Consider the following 20,723-nt stretch of genomic DNA (forward strand, 5'->3'; position numbering starts at 1 on the left):
ATAGAAGGGTTTTATAAAACAAACTTATTAACAAATTGTTCTCTCTAAATTGAAAATCTTTAAGCTTTAAAAACTTAAGGCAATTAAGCGTATTTTTTCTTTCTAAAGTAGTTAAAAACAAATCCGAATAATGCAAGTATAACTAAAGGTAATACAATGTTTATAAGCTGCCATTTACCTTTATTGTCTTTAATTTTATCGGCATCTAAAAAGGCAATATTAATTTCTTTAGCCCTAATGTTTATAAGTCCTGTATCATCTAAAAGATAATTAACGGTGTTTAAAAGAAATTCTTTGTTTCCAAATGCCTTACCTGTGAGTTGATCAAAACCTAGTTCTTGAGGTCTATTTCTTATAACTTCGTTTTTAATAATGTCGCCATCTGAAATAACAACCATTTTCGTAGGTTTACTTTGAGATTGAAAATTATTGACCTTAAATGGTAAAACACGTTTATCATACACCGAAGTAAATTCGCCTTCTAACAGCACAGCTAAGTTTTGTGGTCCAGAATTATAGGTAGCTTCATCAGGTGCCTTGGTAACGTCTGCTAAAGAAATTGTGGTTAAGGCGCCTTCTAATTTAGATTTTGGAGAACTCTGTAATAAAATTGTTTTTTTAATACCATTTTTTAAAGTATCAATCGGACTTGCAAAATCAAACTTTACTAAGTTTAGATTCTTTGTAATTGAATGTTTAGGATTTGAAGCTGCTAATGGAGAATATTGCCACTGTAAAGGTTGCATTTGTGCTTGAGTGCCTTCTCCAATGGCCAACATAATTGGTGCCGAAAATAAATCTTTTACTAAAGTAGGATTGACTCTAAATCCATATTTAAAGAAAAAATCATTCAACTTTAAATCTCTCATTATAGATACAGCTGTTCCTCTAACATTTTTTAAACTGTCTTGATCCATAACAACAGATTCTGTAAGCCAAAGACTTTTACCACCAGACATGGTATATTGGTCTAAAACTAATTTTTCGTTTTCTGTAAATGCTTCGCTTGGTTTGGCAGCAACAATTAAATCGTATTGTTTTAATTTATCTAAAGTGCCTTGAGGATTCGATGCAACACTATCTAAAGTAAATTGCGCTAAATTATAATAGGGTTTTATAGTTTGTAAAAAATCAGCAATGTATAGATCTCCTAATTCTCCATTACCTTTTAAAATGGCAATCTTTTTAGCTTTAGGGTTTACCAATTTATTAAAACCATCAGCAAACGCATACTCTAAAGATTGTACAGAATTAGTGATTTGTTCTTGTAAGCCTTGAGTAATGCTACGTTTTAATAATGGGATTTTAACTCTTTCATCTTTATAAGTTGCATAAGCCCATGGAAAAATAATGTCTTGAGTTACTTTGCCAGTACTGTTGTCAGTGTTTATGTAAGGCTCTAATCCTTGTCTTGTTAACTCTTCAATATATTGTTGACGAGTACTTTCGTCTTCAATAGGATTAATATAATTGATAAATATCTGATTGGTTTCTAGTTGAAATTCTTCAATTATTTGTCGCACTTCAGTTTGAAGTAATCTAAATTCTGAAGGAAAATCACCTTCTAAAAACACATCGATAATTAAAGGTGAATCTAAATCACTAATCATTGATTTTGAGACTTCAGATAGTGTATAGCGTTTATCTTTAGTTAAATCGAAGCGTTCATAGGCTTTGCTGGAAATAATGTTAACTAAAATTAGTCCAACAATAACAGCAAGAATATACAGTATAGATTTATTCTTCTTCATTCTCAAATTTTATTTCTTCTTGATAAGGTCTTAATGCAACGACTTTATCATTTTTAAACGTAATTTCTACACAGTCTTTTTTATCATTAAAAGCACCAGGTTCAATACCTAGACCATAATTCCATTTATTAGAATCGTGAGCCTTTTTTCCGTCATCCCAAGACAACCATTCTTCTTCACCTAAGAGATGAGTTATTTTTTCTTTAGATAAACCAATCAATGTATCAGAGGTTATTGTGTTATCTATCATTTCGTAGCGCAGTGCTGGTTTTTCTGTCCAAGCTTCGCTATCAAAATATTTTTGATGATGGTAACTGCTAATAATGTTTATAAAAGGGTAAAACATATAGAAATACACAAAAGGTGTTAATACCAAACTAATTAAAGCAGATAACCATTTTCGCTTATCTACTGTATTTAAAAACAGGAATAGTAGAATAAATACTACTATCATAAAAATGACTAAAAAGGGTGTAATAATCATTAGTTTTGTTTTTGAATTCTAAGTTTTGTGAATAATAAAAAGGCAAGCGCAACACTAATAAAATATACCAAATCCCTTGTGTCTATAACACCACGACTCATACTGTTATAATGAGAAGCCATACCTAAATCTTCCATATATACTAAATCACCAAAGATGTAGTAGTTAGAAAGCCCTTCAAAACCAAAGTAAAAAAAGAAGCAAATAAATACTGCGATAATAAAAGCCACAATCTGATTATCAGATAGGGTAGAAGCAAAAACTCCAATGGCTGTGTAAGCTGCAACTAAAAACAAGAGTCCAAAATAAGAGCCTATGGTGCTTCCCATATCAAGATTACCTTGTGGATTTCCTAACTGAGAAACGGTATAAACATATATTAAGGTTGGCAATAATGCTATAAGGATTAAAACAAACGCACCAAAGTACTTACCTAATACTATCTGAAAATGAGAAATAGGCTTTGTTACTAATAATTCTAAAGTGCCTTGTTTCTTTTCATCACTAAAACTACGCATCGTAACAGCAGGCACCAAAAAGATTAAAATCCAAGGCCCTAATAGGAAGAAAGACGATAAGTTAGCTCTACCATTATCTAGTAAATTAAATTCCCCTTTAAAAACCCATAGAAAGAGTCCGTTTAACAATAGAAACACGGCTATTACCAAATAACCTATCGGTGAGGCGAAAAAGGTGTTTATTTCTTTTTTTAAAATTGCAATCATTTTATTTTTTTAATAATTCAGCCGCAAATACACGAATATTAATTTTGCTTACTGCTTACTGCTTACTGCTTACTGCTTACTGCTTACTGCTTACTGCTTACTGCTTACTTGAGCGAAGCGAGTTTATCCACACTCCAAGCTTCAGGCTTATCGTTAAACAACAGTTTAGTCTTAGCCCAAACACTTTTAAATAATTCTGAATGTCTGTACGTATTTAAATCTGCTTCAGAGTCCCAATAACTATACGTAAAAAATATATTGGTATTGTTCTGGTCGCGATACAATTCTAAAAAATTACAGCCTTCAAAATTTCGAATCTCAGTTTTTACAGTTTCAAAATTAGCCAAGAATTCTTCAATCTTCGACGGATCAAAACTCATTTTTACAATTCTTACTAACATATTATTAAAAGCTTTTAGTAATTCCTCTGCAGAGCAAAGGACTTTCTCACTTTTGTGAGTATTACTTATTATTTTTTTTACTTCAACTTAAACATTTTTTCCTTCGTGCGTTAACTAAAACTATGACGAGCGTGTATGAGAAGGACTAAGTATGGGCAAAAAGTTAACAGTTACTGTATCCATAGTTTTTAAACCCATTAAAGTAGAGGCACTACCAACAGTAGTACAATTACTCTTATAAACTGCTATTTCTAAATACCCAGAAGAGTTAAATACTACAAGACCTTTACCTTCATCATTTCGTTTAGATTCATCTAATTCAAAATTTACAATATCGCTATACTTACTATATATTTTTTTGAATTTATGGTTTCTAGCTGATATTTCATAAGACCTCGTTTTTTGGACTTCTTCAAAAAACTTTTGTTTAATATTAGTAACTACATTTCCGTAATTATCGATGTAGATTACACTACCTATAATTTGATTCTGTTCGTCATTAACAAACGGAATTAAATTCTTAATCGGTTTTATAGTGTTAATAACTTTTCCAATAATCTCTAAAGTCCCTCCTCTTGCAATATGGCAGGCTACTTTAACAAAAACATCTAACACAGGGAAGCTAGTCTCTATCTTATCGTGGATGTTTATTTCTACAATCTTTTCTGGCACAATCTCAGCACAAATCATACTCATTATACCATTATTAGCACATATAAAGTAATGGTCATCTAACTTAACTGCAACGTGCTTGTTTTCAGGACTTAACTCAGAGTCAATTCCTATAATATGAATCGTTCCTTTTGGGAAACTGCTATAGGCATTTAATATAATATAAGCCGCTTCAGAAATATTAAAAGGTGATACCGAATGTGAAACATCTACAATTCTCACATCCGAAAGTTCACTGTAAATAGCACCTTTTATTGCGCCAGCAAAGTGATCTTTTTCTCCAAAATCAGTCGTTAAAGTGATTATTGCCATGGAATGATTGTTGATATTTTTTTAAGAATTATGGTTGTAAAATTATTAGATTTGTGTGTACACAAAACTAATAAAAGAAATCAGATTAATACACTAAATAAAGCACGCTTTTGAACGAACTTATCCTAGAACTCGAAGAAATTACTCCAAAAGAATTTTTCGGCCCACAAAATGCAAATATTGAACTTCTAAAAAAGTATTTTCCAAAACTTAAAATTGTAGCCAGAGGCAATAAATTAAAGGCCTATGGTGACGAAGATTTACTCGAAGAGTTTGATCATAGAATGACCATGCTTATGAAACATTTTGGAAAGTATAATAAACTAGATGAAAATGTTATAGAGCGTGTACTTACAAGTAATAGCAGCGAAGATTACAACACTTCTGCTAAGAGTGGTGAAGTTATTGTGCACGGAGTTGGTGGTAAGCTTATTAAGGCACAAACTGCAAATCAGCGTAAACTTGTTGAGAGCGTACGTAAAAATGATATGGTATTTGCTATTGGTCCTGCTGGTACAGGGAAAACCTATACTGGAGTAGCTTTGGCAGTACAAGCACTAAAAAGTAAAGAAGTAAAGCGTATAATTTTAACTCGACCTGCTGTGGAAGCTGGTGAGAATTTAGGATTTCTGCCTGGTGATTTAAAAGAAAAATTAGATCCTTATATGCAACCGTTATATGATGCTTTGCGAGATATGATTCCGGCAGAAAAGCTAGAAAATTATATAGAAAAAGGTGTGATTCAAATTGCTCCATTAGCTTTTATGCGTGGCCGTACTCTAGATAATGCTTTTGTGATTTTAGATGAAGGACAAAATACAACGCATGCCCAAATGAAAATGTTCTTAACTCGTATGGGTAAAAATGCTAAGTTTTTGTTGACAGGAGATCCTGGTCAGGTAGATTTACCACGTCGTACTATTTCTGGACTTAAAGAAGCGCTTTTAGTTCTTAAAAATATTGAAGGTATTGGCATGATTTATTTAGATGATAAAGACGTGATTCGTCACAAATTAGTTAAGAAAGTAATTTCGGCTTATAAAAGTATTGAGAATAGGGATTAATTTTTTTAGGAGCTATTTCCAGCTTTCCGCTATATCTTTTTATTTGCTGACTTCGACTACGCTCAGTCACCAAATAAAAAGGATGCCGCTTCAATCTGGGCTAGGGCTTAATCTAAAAGTAATAAGCATAACAAACTAATAGCTAATATCCAAAAGCTAAAAGCTAAGTAAAATGAGTGATACCATAATAGATACCAATTTCAATTTTCCTAATCAGAAATCTGTTTACAAAGGAAAAGTAAGAGAAGTTTATAACATTAATGATGAGCAGTTAGTAATGGTTGCAACAGACCGTTTAAGTGCTTTTGATGTGGTGATGCCAAAAGGAATCCCTTTTAAAGGGCAAATCTTGAATCAGATTGCGACAAAGATGATGAAAGATACTGAAGATTTAGTGCCAAATTGGTTGGTTGCTACACCAGATCCTAATGTTGCTGTTGGACATTTATGTGATCCTTTTAAAGTAGAAATGGTAATACGTGGCTATATGTCTGGTCATGCTGCACGAGAATATAAAGCAGGAAAGCGAATGCTTTGTGGAGTCGAAATGCCTGAAGGTATGAAAGAAAACGACAAGTTTCCACAACCTATAATAACACCAGCAACAAAAGCAGAAATGGGCGACCATGATGAAGATATTTCTCGTGAAGATATATTAGCAAGAGGTATTGTTTCTGAAAAGGATTATTTAATTCTTGAAGATTATACTAGAAAGTTATTTCAACGCGGAACAGAAATCGCAGCAGAACGTGGTCTAATCCTAGTAGATACTAAATACGAATTCGGAAAAACCAAAGACGGTAAAATAGTATTGATTGACGAAATCCATACACCAGATTCCTCACGTTATTTTTATGCAGAAGGTTACCAAGAGCGACAAGATAGAGGTGAAGCTCAAAAGCAGTTGTCTAAAGAATTTGTGCGTCAATGGTTAATTTCAAATGATTTTCAAGGTTTAGAAGGACAAACGGTGCCATTTATGAGTGATGCGTATATTGAAACTGTTAGCGAGCGTTATATTGAGCTTTATGAAAATATTACAGGTGAGACCTTTGTAAAAGCTGATGTAAATGATATTCAGAATAGGATTGAGGCTAATATTTTGAGGTATTTGGAAGGTGTTTAGTTGTTTATTCGTTGAGTTGTTAAGTCGTTGAATTGCTAAAGCGTTTTTTTTTATTAATTGTTTAGTCATTTAGTTGTCATGCTGAACTTGTTTCAGCATCTATTTTTTGAGACGATATTCTGAAACAAGTTAGGAATAACGAAAAATTCATATCAATACTTTTTCTTACTTCCTTTAATCCCCGTTGCACAACCAAAAAAATATTCAACATATTCAACTTCAAATTCTGACTTGTCAAAAATTTGATGAACATTTCTTGAATTTCCATATTCTTCTGTGTAAACACCTAACATTTTATAAGTCTCAGGGTTTCCAAGAAATAGCTTTCCTATTATTGGAATAATATTTTTAAGGTAAAACATATAAAAAGGTTTAAGTATTTTACTATTAGTAACAGAAACATCAATAAGCGAAAATTTGCCACCTGGTTTTAGAATTCGATCAATTTCATATACCAATTTTTTAAGTTGTTCGTCATCAAAAGTCTTTAATCCAAAACCAGAAATAACATAATCTGCAGTTTCGTTTGCGATTGAGTTTTTAAAGACATTTTCTTTAAGTATTTCAATTGATGAGTTTTTAAAATTCCTTTTGTTTTTCTCAGCACGATTTACCATTTCGGTAGAGAAGTCTAGTCCAATTAATTTTGAATTTTTATCCGATTTTTTTAAAATATGTTTCCAGCATTCACCCATACCAGTCATTAAATCGACTACTGTTTTTCCTTTTTCTATATTAATTTCCTCTACACATTGCCTTCTCCATCTTTCACTAAATCCAAAGGATGTTATAAAGTTCATGTTAGAATAGGAACTACTCATTCTATCAAATAGACTTTCAACAAATTTAGGTTCATAGATTTCTTTCATTTTTTATTCTAAACGGAATTATTAGTAATTGTTTATTTCTTTGTCATGTTGAACTACCATACTAAGCTTGTTTACAGTAAGTTTCATGATCTAATGTTACATCAAATATGAGATTCTGAAACAACACTTCGACTACGCTCAGTATAGCAATTCAGAATGATACAACTTAATATTTCTCTTTTAAAATCTTAGTATGATGCTCTACGTGGTGTGCTGTCCACATAATAATTTCGCGTACAGGCATTTTACCCATTAGCGGATGTGGTAGTATTACCGTGTCTAAATTAGTATCACTGATTTTCTTGGTCTTGTATTGTAGTTTTTTACTTTCGGTTTGAAGTCGGTTTAAAATGTAGTGCTTATCAGCTAGTGTTGGCACTTTCATATTTTGAGAGCCTTTAAAAGTTTTGCCTTTAGCATCCAATAACCGTTCTTGATAACGTTTTACTATAGCATCGTAATCTCTAACGGGTCTGTTAGCTTTACCAAATTTAAAGCGTAAAAGAAATTTAGGCATGCTCAATGCATCATTGAGTGGTTTAACACTTTGAAGTAAATGCAGGGCTTGTTGTCCTTGCGTCCATTTACCTTCTGGTCCTTGTGTCCAAGATTCTTTAGGTTGTTGTTCTAACCACGAAATTAATTCAGAATGTTTGGCTTCAATTAGATCCGCAATAGCTTCTTTATCCATAGTTAAGAATTTGATAAAGAAAAGATAGGTAAAAAAAGGTTTAGTTGTTTATCCGTTATGTAGTGGATTCGTTTATTTGCTTATTGCTTATTGCTTATTGCTTATTGCTTATTGCTTACTGCTTACTGCTTACTGCTTACTGCTTACTTCACACTATTCATCCACTTCCTTCTCCTGAACTACAATTTTATCCTTTTTAAATATTGGAACTAGGTAAGATAAATTGAATCCAAAGCCACCACCAAAACGACCACTATCATAAGTTCTATTAAATCCTGGAATGTATAAATTCTCGTATTCGTTGGGTTCAGTTTCAGTAATTAGAGCTTTTAGTTGCACATTGATACCAGCAAAGAAATTATTGAATAATTCAGCCTTTAATCCGATTTGTACTTCAGCCCATATGGCTGTTAAACCTTTAAATTCCTGACCTTCTTCTATTGAAACTTGTTCATTCCAATATTGGTTATTTACATTATAAATATCGTAACTATTAAGTGTTTGACTAAATGTACTTGCACCAACTCTAAAACCAGCGTAAATCATGTTTTCCATGTCTAGCCAATTTTTGTACATATTAAGATCTACACCACCTTTAAAGTAACTTCCTTTAGTGGTATTATCTAAAACTTCATTTACTATAGTGCGTTCTTCATTACCAATTTCACCAGCTAAGTACAATTTTTTTGAGAGACGATAATCACCCATAATCTCAAAACCTGTGTAGTTATCCTCAAAAAAAGTACGAGCTAATTTACTGAGGTCTGCTCCAAGACGTAGTCCATACTTTTGCTTAAAAACTAAGGTGTCTTTTACGGTTTTCTTTTTTTCTTGTGCTAATGCTATTGTAGAAAACAACAGCAAAATCACTATACATCTAGTGAAAGATGCGAACGTGTACTGTGTTTTCATTTTCTATTTGTGTTTCATCTACGGTTATTGAACTTATCCAAGTATCACCATCATTATCAAAACTCATTTCTAACTCATTAAAAATACTTCTATAACCGCAAGCTCTTGATACATATATTTCTTCAGATAAGTATGTTATTTCTAAAATATCAATGTTAGAGTTTGTGGTGTCGTCTGTATCTAAACGTAAGTTGGTGTCTTTTTCTAAAACAAAACGTGTTGTTGTCCTTTCTTCACCTGCTTCTGGTTCAATCTTTAATGGTAATTCCGCAGCACTTACATTGACGTTATAAACAATGGTAGTATCGGAATCTTCAGTTGGTTCAACAACCAATCCTTCACCATATACAGTAAGTCTAGGTACGCTCTTTAAATCATCTGGACTTTCAATATCATAGAACTCTATCAGTAAACGCGGTGTAGTGATTGTAGATTCTGCACAGATATCGTCGCGCTCGCAATTTTGTAAATTCAATAAAGCTATAAGGCTTAGAATATATATGATGTTGTATTTTGTTTTCATTAACCTTCTCATAGAATTGAGTTGATTCGTTTATTTGTTTAGTTGGTAATTACGTAATGCATTTAGCATATTAGTAATTTTTTCAATTTTTGTTCTTGCTAAGATATAATCATTCTCAGATATAAAACCTAAATCTTTACCTATTATCAATTGATTTAAAACTTCCATAGCTGAGCTAAATGAAATTGTAGTGAAATGCGCTTTATCTTTTTGAGTTTTTCTAGAAGTACCCTCAGCTAAATTTGATGAAATTGAGATAGAAGCTCTTCGTAATTGACTTATTAATCCAAATTTTTCTTCCTTAGGGAAGGATTCAGTTATCAAATATATTGATTTCACTAACTCAACAGACTCTTTCCAAACTTCTAATTTCTCAAATGAATATATTTTCATTTTATGATAAACAAATCAACGAATAAACAAATTAACCTTTTTCAAATAGTACTACCGTTTCAATATGCGCTGTATGAGGAAATTGATCGACTAAACTTATTTTTTTAATCTCATAACCAGCTTCCATTAACTGCTCAGTATCTCTAGCTTGTGTCGCCGGATTACAAGATACATAAACCAAACGGTCTGCATTTAGGTTTATTATTTTTTTAAGAGTTTTTGGCGCAATACCAGCTCTAGCAGGATCTAAAATAATGGTTCTTATTTTATTGGTGTATTCTGGGTGTTCATTTAAAAATTTACCAACGTCTGCTGCGTAAAACTTTAACCCTTTAATATTATTGCGTTTAGCATTTTCCTTCGCGTCTTCAATAGCTGAAGCTACTATATCTACACCTACAATTTTAGTGTTGTTAGCTTTGCTTGCTATTATTTGCCCTATAGTACCTGTACCACAAAACAAATCTAAAACAACAGTATTATCAATAGCTTCTTTATTTTCTAAAGCATAGTCAACAACTTTAGAATAGAGTTTTTCGGCACATTTTGGATTGGTTTGAAAAAAGCTTTTCATGCTAATTTCAAAATTTAAACCTAAAAGTTCTTCAACAATTTTATCGTCACCGTAAACTAAAGATATATCTCCGGTTGTGGCTATAGTTCTGTCTCCTACTTCATCATTAATCGTATGTAACAATCCTGCTACCCGATCACCAAATAATTCAACCAAATAACCGGCAAATTTATCTAAATCGAATTTTGGTAAATCGTAAGACGTCGTTACTAAATTGAATAACAACTTATTGGTTTTGTAAGATTTTCTAACCACAAAATATCTAAAAAAGCCTACGCGTTGTGGAGCATGCCAAGGTGCTAAACCTGTTGCTTCGCAATAATTTCTAATATCTTTTAAGTGATTTTCTAATTCAGCATCAAATAATCCGGAATCACTATTTAGGTTGTCACCACACCACCAAGTTCCGCGCTTTTTAAATCCAAGCGTAAACTCATCTACATCAGTTTTTAATTTACGATTATAGCCAATGGCAGAAAAACCATATTCCATTTTATTTCTGTAATGGAAGGTATTAGGTGAATCTACAAATTCGTCAAACTTATCTTCAATGTTAGCGACTTTACCAATACGCTTAAATAACTCTAAGGTGCTTTGTTTTTTATAATTGTGTTGCTTTTCTATAGGTAATTGCATGTATGGCGCACCAGGAATATCTTGATAGGGCATGTCAACTTCATCTTCCGAAGGTTTTAAAATCTCAAAAAGTTTACCTTCAGCATACTTTTTACTCGATTTCTTTATTTGAGCCTTAACCAATTGTCCTGGTAATGTATTAGGAACAAAAACAACAAATTCACCATGTTCGTTACGGATACGACCAATCCCTTTTCCACCAAAAGCGTAATCTTCAATTAAGATCTCAATAATTTGGCCGCGTTTAACAAATTTATTACGTTCTCTTTTTGGCATTTTTTTGAATAATTTGAGTGCAAAGATATTCTTATTTTATAAATAGGTAAGCGGAAAAGTATCTGTATAATTAGATTATCTTTAAAAGATTTCTAAGTCAATTTTGAACCTTTTTTTAATTCTACGTCTTTAGAGTATGAAACATTAATGTTTAGAAATACAAATTGTATCGTATAACTACTTTTTGAATGTTCCATCTGACTATAAGATTAAAATAGATATCACCATATGAAGGTTATAAATATCCATAAAAGAACCATCCTAGAACCTAAGAAAAAGGTGTCTCAACTATTTAAAACTTTAGCAACTAATAATGATTTGGTTTGGCCCACAGAGAATTGGCCAGCCATACGGTTTAAAGAAGGATTAAAAATTGAGAGTAGAGGTGATCATGGACGTATTCGTTATACTATAATTGAATTTATTGAAGGAGACTACATTAAGTTTCAATTTTCTAAACCAGAAGGCTTTAATGGTATTCATGAATTTAAAATAAATTCTATTGATGCAAATAGTACCGAAATATGCCATAAAATAATAGCTAATTCGTCTTTAAAAGCAAGTTTCTTTTGGGTGTTTGTTATACGTTGGCTTCATGATGCTTTAATTGAAGATGCTTTTGATAAGGTTGAAAATCATTTTTTAACACGTAAGAAAGAAACACCGTATAATGTGTGGGTGAAACTTTTGAGAGAAATATATAAAAGAAAATCGTTTCAAATTAAACATAGTTAATTGAAAACTGACCAACGTATAGATGAAAATTTAGTTAATGCTTACAAAGCTGGTGATAAAAAAGCGCTTGCAATGTTGGTAAAGCGATGGCACAAGCTGTTTTGTGATAAAGCCTACTGGATAATAAAGGATAAAGATGCGGCAAAAGATATTGCTCAAGACAGTTGGACGATTATAATCAATAAAATAGACAGACTTAATGATCCTAAACAGTTTAAATATTGGGCTTATAGAATTGTTTGTAACAAATCTACAGATTGGTTGCGACTGCAAGCTAAAACTCAAAAAAATAATATTCGAGATAATTTTGAAATTAAAAGTGAAGAACAACAATATTCAGAAAATGAACATTTAAAACTTTCGCTTTTAAAAGCAATAAATGAATTACCAAAAAATCAAAAACTAGTTGTTAAGCTATTTTATACGGAATCGTATAGTTTAAAGCAAATCAGTGAAATATTAAACATTTCAGTAGGAACAGCAAAGTCAAGATTATTTCACGCAAGAGAAAAATTAAAAATAACATTAAAAAAGATAGATTATGAAAACTAATATGGAAGACATAGACAAATTAATAAAAGATACGTTAACAGAAGAAGAAGCTAAATTTTATGATTCTCTTGATGAGCAAAGCGTATTTGCAATGATTGCAGGATTGTATAAAGGGAAAAATTTATGGTTTACAATCGTAATGCATGTTGTAAACATTGTTGCATTCGGACTTATGATTTACTGCCTAATACAGACATTTGATGCAGAAAACACTAATGATCTTATGTTATGGATTGCAGGTTTTTTTATTTGTTTTATTACCATGAGTATGCTAAAAATATATGCTTGGATGCAAATTCATAGAAACGCATTAACTAGAGAAATAAAGAGACTAGAACTACAAGTGTCATCTCTTTCATCGAAAATAGCTGAGTAAGTTTTAAATCACTAGATTATTTAGTAATTTGCAGGCTCTTAGGGATGATTTCTTTCCCACGCTGAATTTTCAAAACTATTGAAAGGATAAAGGTAGATAAGGAATGGTTATTTTATTAATTTAAAACAAATTAAAATGGCTGTTTTAGACCAATTAACTTCGCAACAAGCGATCGATTTAGAAAACAAGTATGGTGCGCACAATTACCATCCATTACCAGTAGTACTGAGTAGAGGAGAAGGTGTGTATGTTTGGGATGTAGAAGGTAAAAAGTATTACGATTTTTTATCTGCATACTCAGCAGTAAATCAAGGACATTGTCATCCAAAAATTGTTGGTGCTATGACCAACCAAGCTCAGACTTTAACGCTTACTTCGAGAGCTTTTTATAATGATATGCTCGGTAAGTTTGAAAAGTATGCTACGGAAACGTTTCATTATGACAAATTATTACCAATGAATACTGGAGCTGAGGCCGTGGAAACTGCTTTAAAACTCTGTAGAAAATGGGCTTATGAAGTAAAAGGAATTGATGAAAATGAAGCTGAAATTGTGGTTTGTGAAAATAACTTCCATGGAAGAACAACAACTATAATTTCGTTTAGTAACGATCCTGTTGCTCGTAAAAACTTTGGGCCATATACTAATGGATTTATTAAAATTGAATATGATAATTTAGAAGCTTTAGAAGATACATTAAAAGCGAATTCTAATGTCGCAGGTTTCTTAGTAGAGCCAATTCAAGGTGAAGCTGGAGTTTATGTGCCAAGTGATGGTTATTTGGCAAAGGCAAAAGCTTTGTGCGAAAAGTATAATGTATTATTTATTGCAGATGAAGTACAAACGGGTATTGGTAGAACAGGTCGTTTATTAGCAACTTGTGGCAATTGTAATTGTGCAGAAAAACATTGTTCTGGTACTCCAGAAGTGAAAGCCGATATTTTAATATTAGGTAAAGCATTAAGTGGCGGCGCATATCCTGTATCTGCTGTTTTGGCTAACGATAACATTATGAATGTTATAAAACCAGGAAATCATGGAAGTACTTTTGGCGGAAACCCTATTGCTGCAGCTGTTGGCATAGCCGCTTTAGAAGTCATTAAAGATGAAGAATTAGCAGATAATGCACAAAAATTAGGAGAATTATTTAGAGCAGAATTGTCAAAGTTTATAGAAACTACAACTGTTGTGAGTGGAATTAGAGGAAAAGGGCTTTTAAATGCTATTTTAATAAATGATACAGAGGAAAGTGAAACGGCTTGGAATATCTGTATGCGTTTACGAGATAATGGCTTGTTAGCAAAACCAACTCACGGAAATATTATACGTTTTGCACCACCTTTAGTAATGAATGAAGAACAATTATTAGATTGTGTGTCTATAATAATTAAGACTCTAAAGGAATTTGAATAAAAAAATAATTTGAATTAAAAAAAATACCACTTGATCGAGTGGTATTTTTTTAATGTGTAATTTTTAATATTATCTACATCCAGCATCTCTAGCTGCTTGGTAAATTTGTTCCATAGATTCAGCCGGAACATTAGGGTTATCTTCAAACATTCCTATATACCAATCAAAGAATAAGCAAGGGTTAACAAGTACCCAAATAATAAAGGCCAATCCAATAAACGATATAATTAAAGAAATAATTGAAAATGTTCTAGCACTTTTCATAGCAGAACCATTGCTGTATGTTTCAGGGCTTTCATTGTATTTTTTAAGTTCTTTATTAGCAATTACAATAGCTATAATTGCAGAAATAGTTCCTATACCATAGACGCAGCAACATACTATTCCTAAAATAGATAAAATGATTACGAGTGTTGTATTAAGTTTTTGCATGAAATTAGGTTATTTAGTGGACAAACATTTTTATTATATAACTGGTAACAGCAACTAAAAGCGTTAAAGCTGCTAAGATTAGTTTTGCTTTTTCACCATGCTTTATGGTGGTAAACCTGTCAAAAATAAGAAAAACAAACAGAAATAGCATAGGATATATAGCAGGATACATAATAAATGCATCTACAAACTGCCCTTTAATAAGTAAAACTATAGACCGTTGTAGTCCACAACCCATACACTCAAAGCCTAAAAATGTTTTATTTAGACAAGGTAACATGTAATCTTCTATACCACTCATTAGTAATTGCATGGTGCTAAATTAAGTATTTGCTAAATACTTTTATAATTACACTAGTAAATTATTGTAAACCGTATTTTTGTAAAATATTTAATTGTATAACTATGAATATTTCTAGAATTATAAACTTTGTGTGTATTGTAGCAGGTGGAGTTGTAGCATTATATGCTCAGGCACAAAAACAACAAAACACCTATTTGTTAATGGGAGGAATAGTTTTATTAATGTTAGGAATTTACAGAACCTCTAGGAACATTCCTAGTAAGTATGATAAGCAAGAAGAAGAGACTTTTATAAAGACAGAAGATGAAGATTAAACTTGGTGACGCAGTTGAAGCTATAGATGATGCCATCTCTGGAATAGTAACAAAGATTTCTGAAAATACAATTACTATTGAAGATGCTGATGGTTTCGAATTTCAGTTTGAAGCCAACGAACTTATGCATTCGGTTAATGAGTATACAATAGATAATGCCATTTACAATTCTGATATAGAAGCTGTAAAAAAAGAAAAAGAAAGTAAAAAAAGAAAGCCAACAATTGCAGTTAAACCAAAAGAGCGACACGCACCTAAATTTGAAGTCGATTTACATATTCACCACTTAACAGAATCTACAAGAGGCATGTCTAATTACGATATGCTTAATCTACAACTTGATACAGCAAGACGGCAGTTAGAATTTGCAATTAAAAAGCGTATTCCTAAAATTGTATTTATCCATGGAGTAGGCGAAGGAGTGCTTAAACAAGAACTAGAAACTCTTTTTGGTCGCTATAATAATATTAAATTTTACGATGCAGACTATAAAACCTATGGACTTGGTGCTACTGAAGTAAGAATTTTTCAGAATGTTGAGGCTTAGTCTTCTTCTTCTTCTTCTTCTTCTAATTCTATGTTAATTGAATAAGTTAAAATTCCTAAATCCAATTGAGGTGATGATAAAATGTCTAGGTTAAAATTTGTAATAAAAAAACTGGCAGTTATTGTTCTGGTGTATTCATTGGTTTCTAATAAACCTGGTGAATCATAAACTGTTGTCTCTAACGGGTTTAAATAATGCGCAATTACCATGTCTTCGGCATTAGTATTTTGGTCATTTCGAGGATTTTTATCTCCATTTTCATCTTCTAGTATGGTGTTAATTCCATCACCATCATCATCAATATCCAAATAATCTAGTATTAAATCACCATCAGTGTCTAAAGTAGGATTACCCTCATCATCAATTTCTCCAGTTTCAAACTTTGTTAATACGTTGTCATTATCATCATCTTCATCTTGGTAATTAGGTATTCCATCTCCGTCAAAATCTTCAGCATTTGGATAATTACCGTTTTCATCCATTTCGCCACGTCCTTCTATATCACTTGGTATACCGTCTTCATCATCATCGTCAACATTTACGGTTACATAAATAGTTCCAGATTCAGCCTCGTGGTCATCAATAATATTTAGAGTACCAGGTGCAATAGCTTCGCATAATTCATTAGTCCCAACAGCACGATTATATGTTCTATAAATGAAACGGTTGGTCGATCCATTAATAGTATATTCATGAGGTGTATCAGCAGGTGTAGGTTCCGTGTAAGGAAATTCTTGATTTGTACTTCGAGGAATAATTACAGATAAAGATTCATTAGGATCTTCACGTAAATCGAAAATTAAAAATGAGTCTATATTGTTGTCACAATAATTAAGTTCCTTGTCAAATTCTAAGTCCACTGTAATAATATCACCATCATCACAAGCAACTAAAAAGACTAAACAAAGTAGGATATAAATTTGACGCATCATAGATTCAATTTTAAACAAAAATAAAGGATTTGTAAAATTATAACGTAGCATTAACTAAATAATTTTATTTACAATATTTTTGCATTATGAACTCAGTATATTTAGATAATGCCGCGACGACGGCTTTACGTCCAGAGGTGATAGAACGCATAACCAATGTTCTACAGGAGAATTATGGTAATGCATCATCAACACACAGTTTTGGGCGCTCATCTAAAGCACTTTTAGAGCAATGTCGTAAAAATATTGCCTCATACTTTAATGTGTCCGCTGCCGAAATTATTTTTACTTCGGGTGGTACAGAAGCCGATAACTTAGCTTTAAGAAGTGTCGTTAGAGATAGAGGAATTACTGAGATTATTACTTCTAGAATTGAACATCATGCTGTTTTACATACAGCAGAGCAATTGCAAACAGAATATGGTGTAGAGTTAAAATATGTGGATTTAGATGATTGTGGCTTAATAAACTATACACATTTAGAAGAACTTTTGCAGTCATCTAAAAAGGCTGTAGTTAGTTTAATGCATATAAATAATGAGGTTGGTAATATTTTAGATATTGAAAAAGTAGCTCAACTTTGTAAAACGCATAATGCTTTGTTTCATAGTGATATGGTACAATCGGTTGGGCATTACAAAATTGATTTAAAAGAAATTGCTATAGATTTTATGGCAGCAAGTGCTCATAAATTTCATGGACCCAAAGGTGTTGGATTTTGCTTTGTAAGAAAAGAATCTGGTCTAAAACCTTTAATTTTTGGAGGCGAGCAAGAGAGGGGTTATAGGGCTGGTACTGAGTCTATTCATAATATTGTAGGAATGGATGAAGCGCTTAAAATAGCTTACGCTAATCTTGAAACAGAAAAGAAATATGTTTCAGATTTAAAAGCTTATTTCATTCAGCAATTAAAAGCTTATATTCCAAATGTTGGTTTTAATGGTGGTTGCGAAGATGAAGTAAATAGCACCTATACTTTGGTAAATATATGTTTACCTATAGCACCAGAAAAAGCACCGATGTTACAATTTCAACTCGATTTAAAAGGTATTGCTTGTTCTAAAGGAAGTGCTTGCCAAAGTGGTAGTTCGCAAAATTCACATGTATTAACTGCTATCTTAGATGAGAGTATGTTGAGTAAACCATCTGTACGCTTTTCATTTAGTATTTTTAATAAAAAAGACGAATTAGATTATGTGGTTTCTGTATTAAAGGAATTTGTTAATTCTTAATCACTTCACAATTAAAACCTAGCCGACAATCTTAAATTAAACACACGAGGCGTTAAGTAATTAGGAATAGCGAATTGGCGTTTTGTATAAACATCTCTCACCCAAGTATTGGTAATAGAGTTTTGGTTGTTAAACATGTTGTAGATTTCGAAACCGATAGACAGTTCTCTTAATGCTTTTTTCCATTTAGAATTATAGGTTTTTTCAGGATTTACTAATTGTAATGAAACACCCAAATCTGCACGTCTATAATCACGTAAACGTATTTGATAATCGTAAGGATCTGCATAGCTTGGAGAACCACCTGGTACACCTGTATTATAAACCAAGTTTAAATACATTTTTAAATCTGGCATATTTGGTACATAATCCTGAAACAAGGCACCAAACTTTAAGCGTTGGTCGGTTGGTCTGGCAATGTAGCCACGATTATTAATATTCTCTTCAGTTTTTAAATAACCAAAACTAAACCATGATTCAGTTCCAGGTACAAATTCACCATTAAGCCGCAAATCTAAACCGTAGGCATAAGCTTCAGCATTATTGTCTGCTCTGTATCTTATTCTTACATTTTCGAGCGTATAAGGATTTACATCAGATAGGCCTTTGTAATATGCTTCAGTAACTAATTTAAAAGGTCTATCCCATATCTCGAAACTGTATTCGTTTCCTAATACAATATGAAATGATTTTTGCGCTTTTACATTAGGTTGTACTGCACCTGAAGAATCTCTTAATTCTCTGTAAAATGGTGGTTGGTAATACAATCCACCAGCAACTCTAAATAGCATATCTTTTTCCCAATCTGGTTTTATAGCAAATTGAGCTCTAGGACTAAATACTGTCTGTGAGTTACTTTCGATAGCATCTCCATTTACTGTCCAGCTATGCGCACGTACGCCTACATTATAAAACACTTCGTTGTTGTCCCATTCTGTACGTTTACTGTACTGTACAAAAGCTTGTAAGCGATCTATTTGTACTTTGTTTAAAGCTCTAATATTTTCAAAAGCTGTTAAAGGACCAGAAAAAGGCTCGTAAGGTTGAAGATTAGGCTGACTAAAATTTGGTGGTCTAATTGAAAAACCTGCAGAATCAATAACCTCATACTCTACAAGTCGATCTCTAATATCTTCGTGTGTATACTTTACGGACCATTCAACCGTACTTTCATCATCAATAGTGTAATCTCCTCTATGCTCTGCATTAACGATTAAGGCGTCTAAATCATTGCGAGCATGAGTTAATTGAGAACCAATGCCTTCACTAAATTCTACTTCACCTAAATTCTCATCTCCAATATTTGTATTTACTTCGCCTAAACGATATTGAGCAAAAATATCGAAGTACTCTTGCTCTGTTGTATGATAAGCTGAAGCAATAAGTTTAAGTGTTAAATCTTCGTTGACAAAGTAATTGGTCTTAAAAGCTCCAAAATAGGTTTGATACTCATCTTTTTCTTGTCCATCATAAAAAACTAAAAGCGCAACTGGTTCTTGTAACGTTCCAAAATTGGTTTGCCTGTTTTCAGGTTGAAAGTTGTATTTGTTTAACGAAATGTTCCCCAAAAAATTAAGATGAAATTTACTAGAAAAGCGATACGTTAAATAGGTTTGAGCATCCGCAAAAACAGGTTCTACATTACCTTCGGTTTCTAGGTTATTTAGTATTAAACTATTGTCTCTGTAGCGTACGCCTGCAATGCCTGAAAACTTACCATCTTTAGAAACGGTTTCGGCTGCAACACTTCCACCCAAAAGGCTTAAATCTGTTCTAATACCAAAATCTACTGGGTTTCTATACGTAATATCTAATACAGAAGATAACTTATCTCCATATTTAGCTTGAAATCCACCAGCAGAAAAATCTACATTTTGTACTAAATCTGTATTTACAAAACTTAATCCTTCTTGGTTACCAGAGCGAATTAAAAAGGGTCTATACACTTCAATTTCGTTCACATACACCAAGTTTTCATCAAAATTTCCTCCTCTAACAGAATATTGGGTACTTAGTTCGTTAGAAATGTTTACACCAGGTAAGGTTTTTAGAATATTTTCAACACCAGGTTGGGCGCCTTTAATGGTTCTTATCATTTGAGGAGAAATAGAAGTGACTCCATCTACAGATTGCCGAGTATTAGTATTTATTACTACTGTGGCAATTTGCTCTACTTCAATGAGCATAACAGGATTGTATTCTAACTCTTGGCCATTTTTAAGATTAAATCTCTGCTCAATAAGACCATGTGAAACATGAGTAAATTTAACAATGACTTCTACTCCAGAAGGAATTGTAAGTTCATAAAATCCGTTTTCATTGGTGGCCGTACCTTCGCCAGTACTCGCTTTTATATTTACATTTTCTATAGGTTTGTTGGCTTCATCTAAAATAACACCTCTAATAATAGCAGATTGCGAAAAGGAAAGCAAACTAAAAAGTAAGCTAAGTAGGACGATAAAATGTAAGCGTTTCAA

The 20,723-nt window shown here is 32.3% G+C and carries 24 protein-coding genes; 9 read left to right on the plus strand and 15 right to left on the minus strand.

All coding sequences use genetic code 11. The features are described from left to right. Nucleotides 1–83: 83 nt before the first annotated feature. The 5 genes from gldG to H8K90_RS15370 all read right to left on the minus strand — a co-directional run bounded on the left by gldG (nucleotide 84) and on the right by H8K90_RS15370 (nucleotide 4,345). Entirely contained in the window at nucleotides 84–1,751 is a 1,668-nt protein-coding gene (gldG, locus tag H8K90_RS15350) for a gliding motility-associated ABC transporter substrate-binding protein GldG (protein WP_186846876.1), read from the minus strand. Continuing rightward, complete coding sequence (locus tag H8K90_RS15355) at nucleotides 1,738–2,235, minus strand: hypothetical protein (protein WP_186846877.1); 498 nt, start codon at nucleotides 2,233–2,235, stop codon at nucleotides 1,738–1,740. The genes gldG and H8K90_RS15355 overlap by 14 nt, the downstream gene beginning before the upstream one ends. Further along, nucleotides 2,235–2,960, minus strand: coding sequence for a gliding motility-associated ABC transporter permease subunit GldF (gene gldF, locus H8K90_RS15360; protein ID WP_186846878.1), 726 nt, complete (start codon nucleotides 2,958–2,960; stop codon nucleotides 2,235–2,237). Before gldF ends, H8K90_RS15355 begins: the two co-directional genes overlap by 1 nt. A 104-nt stretch (nucleotides 2,961–3,064) precedes the next feature. Then, a complete protein-coding gene (locus H8K90_RS15365) occupies nucleotides 3,065–3,361 on the minus strand; it encodes a putative quinol monooxygenase (protein ID WP_186846879.1) in 297 nt (98 codons plus the stop codon). Between the two features lie 120 nt (nucleotides 3,362–3,481). Continuing rightward, nucleotides 3,482–4,345 (minus strand): SAM hydrolase/SAM-dependent halogenase family protein, encoded by an 864-nt coding sequence (locus tag H8K90_RS15370; RefSeq protein WP_186846880.1) that lies wholly within the window; start codon nucleotides 4,343–4,345, stop codon nucleotides 3,482–3,484. A 110-nt stretch (nucleotides 4,346–4,455) separates the two neighbouring features. On the opposite strand from H8K90_RS15370, the gene H8K90_RS15375 reads away from it, so the two are divergent. Then, complete coding sequence (locus H8K90_RS15375) at nucleotides 4,456–5,409, plus strand: PhoH family protein (protein ID WP_186846881.1); 954 nt, start codon at nucleotides 4,456–4,458, stop codon at nucleotides 5,407–5,409. A gap of 172 nt (nucleotides 5,410–5,581) precedes the next feature. Beyond that, a complete protein-coding gene (locus tag H8K90_RS15380) occupies nucleotides 5,582–6,535 on the plus strand; it encodes a phosphoribosylaminoimidazolesuccinocarboxamide synthase (protein WP_186846882.1) in 954 nt (317 codons plus the stop codon). A 152-nt stretch (nucleotides 6,536–6,687) separates the two neighbouring features. On the opposite strand, the gene H8K90_RS15385 is transcribed toward H8K90_RS15380, so the two are convergent. The 6 genes from H8K90_RS15385 to rlmD all read right to left on the minus strand — a co-directional run bounded on the left by H8K90_RS15385 (nucleotide 6,688) and on the right by rlmD (nucleotide 11,409). Beyond that, complete coding sequence (locus H8K90_RS15385; protein ID WP_186846883.1) at nucleotides 6,688–7,404, minus strand: class I SAM-dependent methyltransferase; 717 nt, start codon at nucleotides 7,402–7,404, stop codon at nucleotides 6,688–6,690. Between the two features lie 166 nt (nucleotides 7,405–7,570). Next, nucleotides 7,571–8,095, minus strand: coding sequence for a DinB family protein (locus H8K90_RS15390; protein WP_186846884.1), 525 nt, complete (start codon nucleotides 8,093–8,095; stop codon nucleotides 7,571–7,573). Between the two features lie 153 nt (nucleotides 8,096–8,248). Next, complete coding sequence (locus tag H8K90_RS15395; RefSeq protein WP_222611371.1) at nucleotides 8,249–9,007, minus strand: DUF6048 family protein; 759 nt, start codon at nucleotides 9,005–9,007, stop codon at nucleotides 8,249–8,251. Beyond that, nucleotides 8,973–9,530 (minus strand): DUF6452 family protein, encoded by a 558-nt coding sequence (locus H8K90_RS15400; RefSeq protein ID WP_186846885.1) that lies wholly within the window; start codon nucleotides 9,528–9,530, stop codon nucleotides 8,973–8,975. The genes H8K90_RS15395 and H8K90_RS15400 overlap by 35 nt, the downstream gene beginning before the upstream one ends. A gap of 30 nt (nucleotides 9,531–9,560) precedes the next feature. After that, on the minus strand, nucleotides 9,561–9,923 hold the full coding sequence (locus tag H8K90_RS15405) for a four helix bundle protein (RefSeq protein WP_186846886.1): 363 nt from the start codon (nucleotides 9,921–9,923) through the stop codon (nucleotides 9,561–9,563). Between the two features lie 31 nt (nucleotides 9,924–9,954). Then, on the minus strand, nucleotides 9,955–11,409 hold the full coding sequence (gene rlmD, locus H8K90_RS15410; protein ID WP_186846887.1) for a 23S rRNA (uracil(1939)-C(5))-methyltransferase RlmD: 1,455 nt from the start codon (nucleotides 11,407–11,409) through the stop codon (nucleotides 9,955–9,957). Between the two features lie 228 nt (nucleotides 11,410–11,637). Here rlmD and H8K90_RS15415 point away from each other — a divergent pair, with 228 nt between their 5' ends. From H8K90_RS15415 to rocD, 4 genes are all read left to right on the plus strand, one after another. After that, nucleotides 11,638–12,144 (plus strand): hypothetical protein, encoded by a 507-nt coding sequence (locus tag H8K90_RS15415; RefSeq protein ID WP_186846888.1) that lies wholly within the window; start codon nucleotides 11,638–11,640, stop codon nucleotides 12,142–12,144. After that, nucleotides 12,145–12,696 carry an RNA polymerase sigma factor gene (locus tag H8K90_RS15420; protein ID WP_186846889.1) on the plus strand — a complete coding sequence of 184 codons (552 nt, stop codon included), beginning with the start codon at nucleotides 12,145–12,147 and terminating at the stop codon, nucleotides 12,694–12,696. After that, nucleotides 12,686–13,072, plus strand: coding sequence for a DUF6768 family protein (locus H8K90_RS15425; protein WP_186846890.1), 387 nt, complete (start codon nucleotides 12,686–12,688; stop codon nucleotides 13,070–13,072). The genes H8K90_RS15420 and H8K90_RS15425 overlap by 11 nt, the downstream gene beginning before the upstream one ends. A gap of 135 nt (nucleotides 13,073–13,207) precedes the next feature. Then, nucleotides 13,208–14,485 (plus strand): ornithine--oxo-acid transaminase, encoded by a 1,278-nt coding sequence (gene rocD, locus H8K90_RS15430; RefSeq protein WP_186846891.1) that lies wholly within the window; start codon nucleotides 13,208–13,210, stop codon nucleotides 14,483–14,485. A 69-nt stretch (nucleotides 14,486–14,554) separates the two neighbouring features. Here rocD and H8K90_RS15435 read toward each other — a convergent pair whose 3' ends face one another. Both H8K90_RS15435 and H8K90_RS15440 read right to left on the minus strand, forming a co-directional pair. Beyond that, nucleotides 14,555–14,917 (minus strand): CCC motif membrane protein, encoded by a 363-nt coding sequence (locus H8K90_RS15435; protein ID WP_186846892.1) that lies wholly within the window; start codon nucleotides 14,915–14,917, stop codon nucleotides 14,555–14,557. 13 nt (nucleotides 14,918–14,930) lie between these two features. Next, nucleotides 14,931–15,230: a DUF2752 domain-containing protein gene (locus H8K90_RS15440; RefSeq protein ID WP_246457826.1), complete on the minus strand. Its 300-nt coding sequence runs from the start codon at nucleotides 15,228–15,230 to the stop codon at nucleotides 14,931–14,933. A 92-nt stretch (nucleotides 15,231–15,322) separates the two neighbouring features. On the opposite strand from H8K90_RS15440, the gene H8K90_RS15445 reads away from it, so the two are divergent. Together H8K90_RS15445 and H8K90_RS15450 are read left to right on the plus strand one after the other, a co-directional pair. Beyond that, nucleotides 15,323–15,535: a hypothetical protein gene (locus H8K90_RS15445; protein ID WP_186846893.1), complete on the plus strand. Its 213-nt coding sequence runs from the start codon at nucleotides 15,323–15,325 to the stop codon at nucleotides 15,533–15,535. Further along, nucleotides 15,525–16,082, plus strand: a complete 558-nt coding sequence (locus tag H8K90_RS15450) for a Smr/MutS family protein (protein WP_186846894.1) — start codon at nucleotides 15,525–15,527, stop codon at nucleotides 16,080–16,082. Before H8K90_RS15445 ends, H8K90_RS15450 begins: the two co-directional genes overlap by 11 nt. Here H8K90_RS15450 and H8K90_RS15455 read toward each other — a convergent pair. Beyond that, nucleotides 16,079–17,065 (minus strand): hypothetical protein, encoded by a 987-nt coding sequence (locus H8K90_RS15455; protein WP_186846895.1) that lies wholly within the window; start codon nucleotides 17,063–17,065, stop codon nucleotides 16,079–16,081. The two genes, H8K90_RS15450 and H8K90_RS15455, sit on opposite strands and share 4 nt — an antisense overlap. Nucleotides 17,066–17,100: 35 nt before the next feature. On the opposite strand from H8K90_RS15455, the gene H8K90_RS15460 reads away from it, so the two are divergent. After that, nucleotides 17,101–18,246: a cysteine desulfurase family protein gene (locus H8K90_RS15460; RefSeq protein WP_186846896.1), complete on the plus strand. Its 1,146-nt coding sequence runs from the start codon at nucleotides 17,101–17,103 to the stop codon at nucleotides 18,244–18,246. 11 nt (nucleotides 18,247–18,257) lie between these two features. On the opposite strand, the gene H8K90_RS15465 is transcribed toward H8K90_RS15460, so the two are convergent. Continuing rightward, entirely contained in the window at nucleotides 18,258–20,723 is a 2,466-nt protein-coding gene (locus H8K90_RS15465; RefSeq protein WP_186846897.1) for a TonB-dependent receptor, read from the minus strand.

Source organism: Winogradskyella echinorum (assembly GCF_014297365.1).
Taxonomy (GTDB): Bacteria; Bacteroidota; Bacteroidia; order Flavobacteriales; family Flavobacteriaceae; genus Winogradskyella; species Winogradskyella echinorum.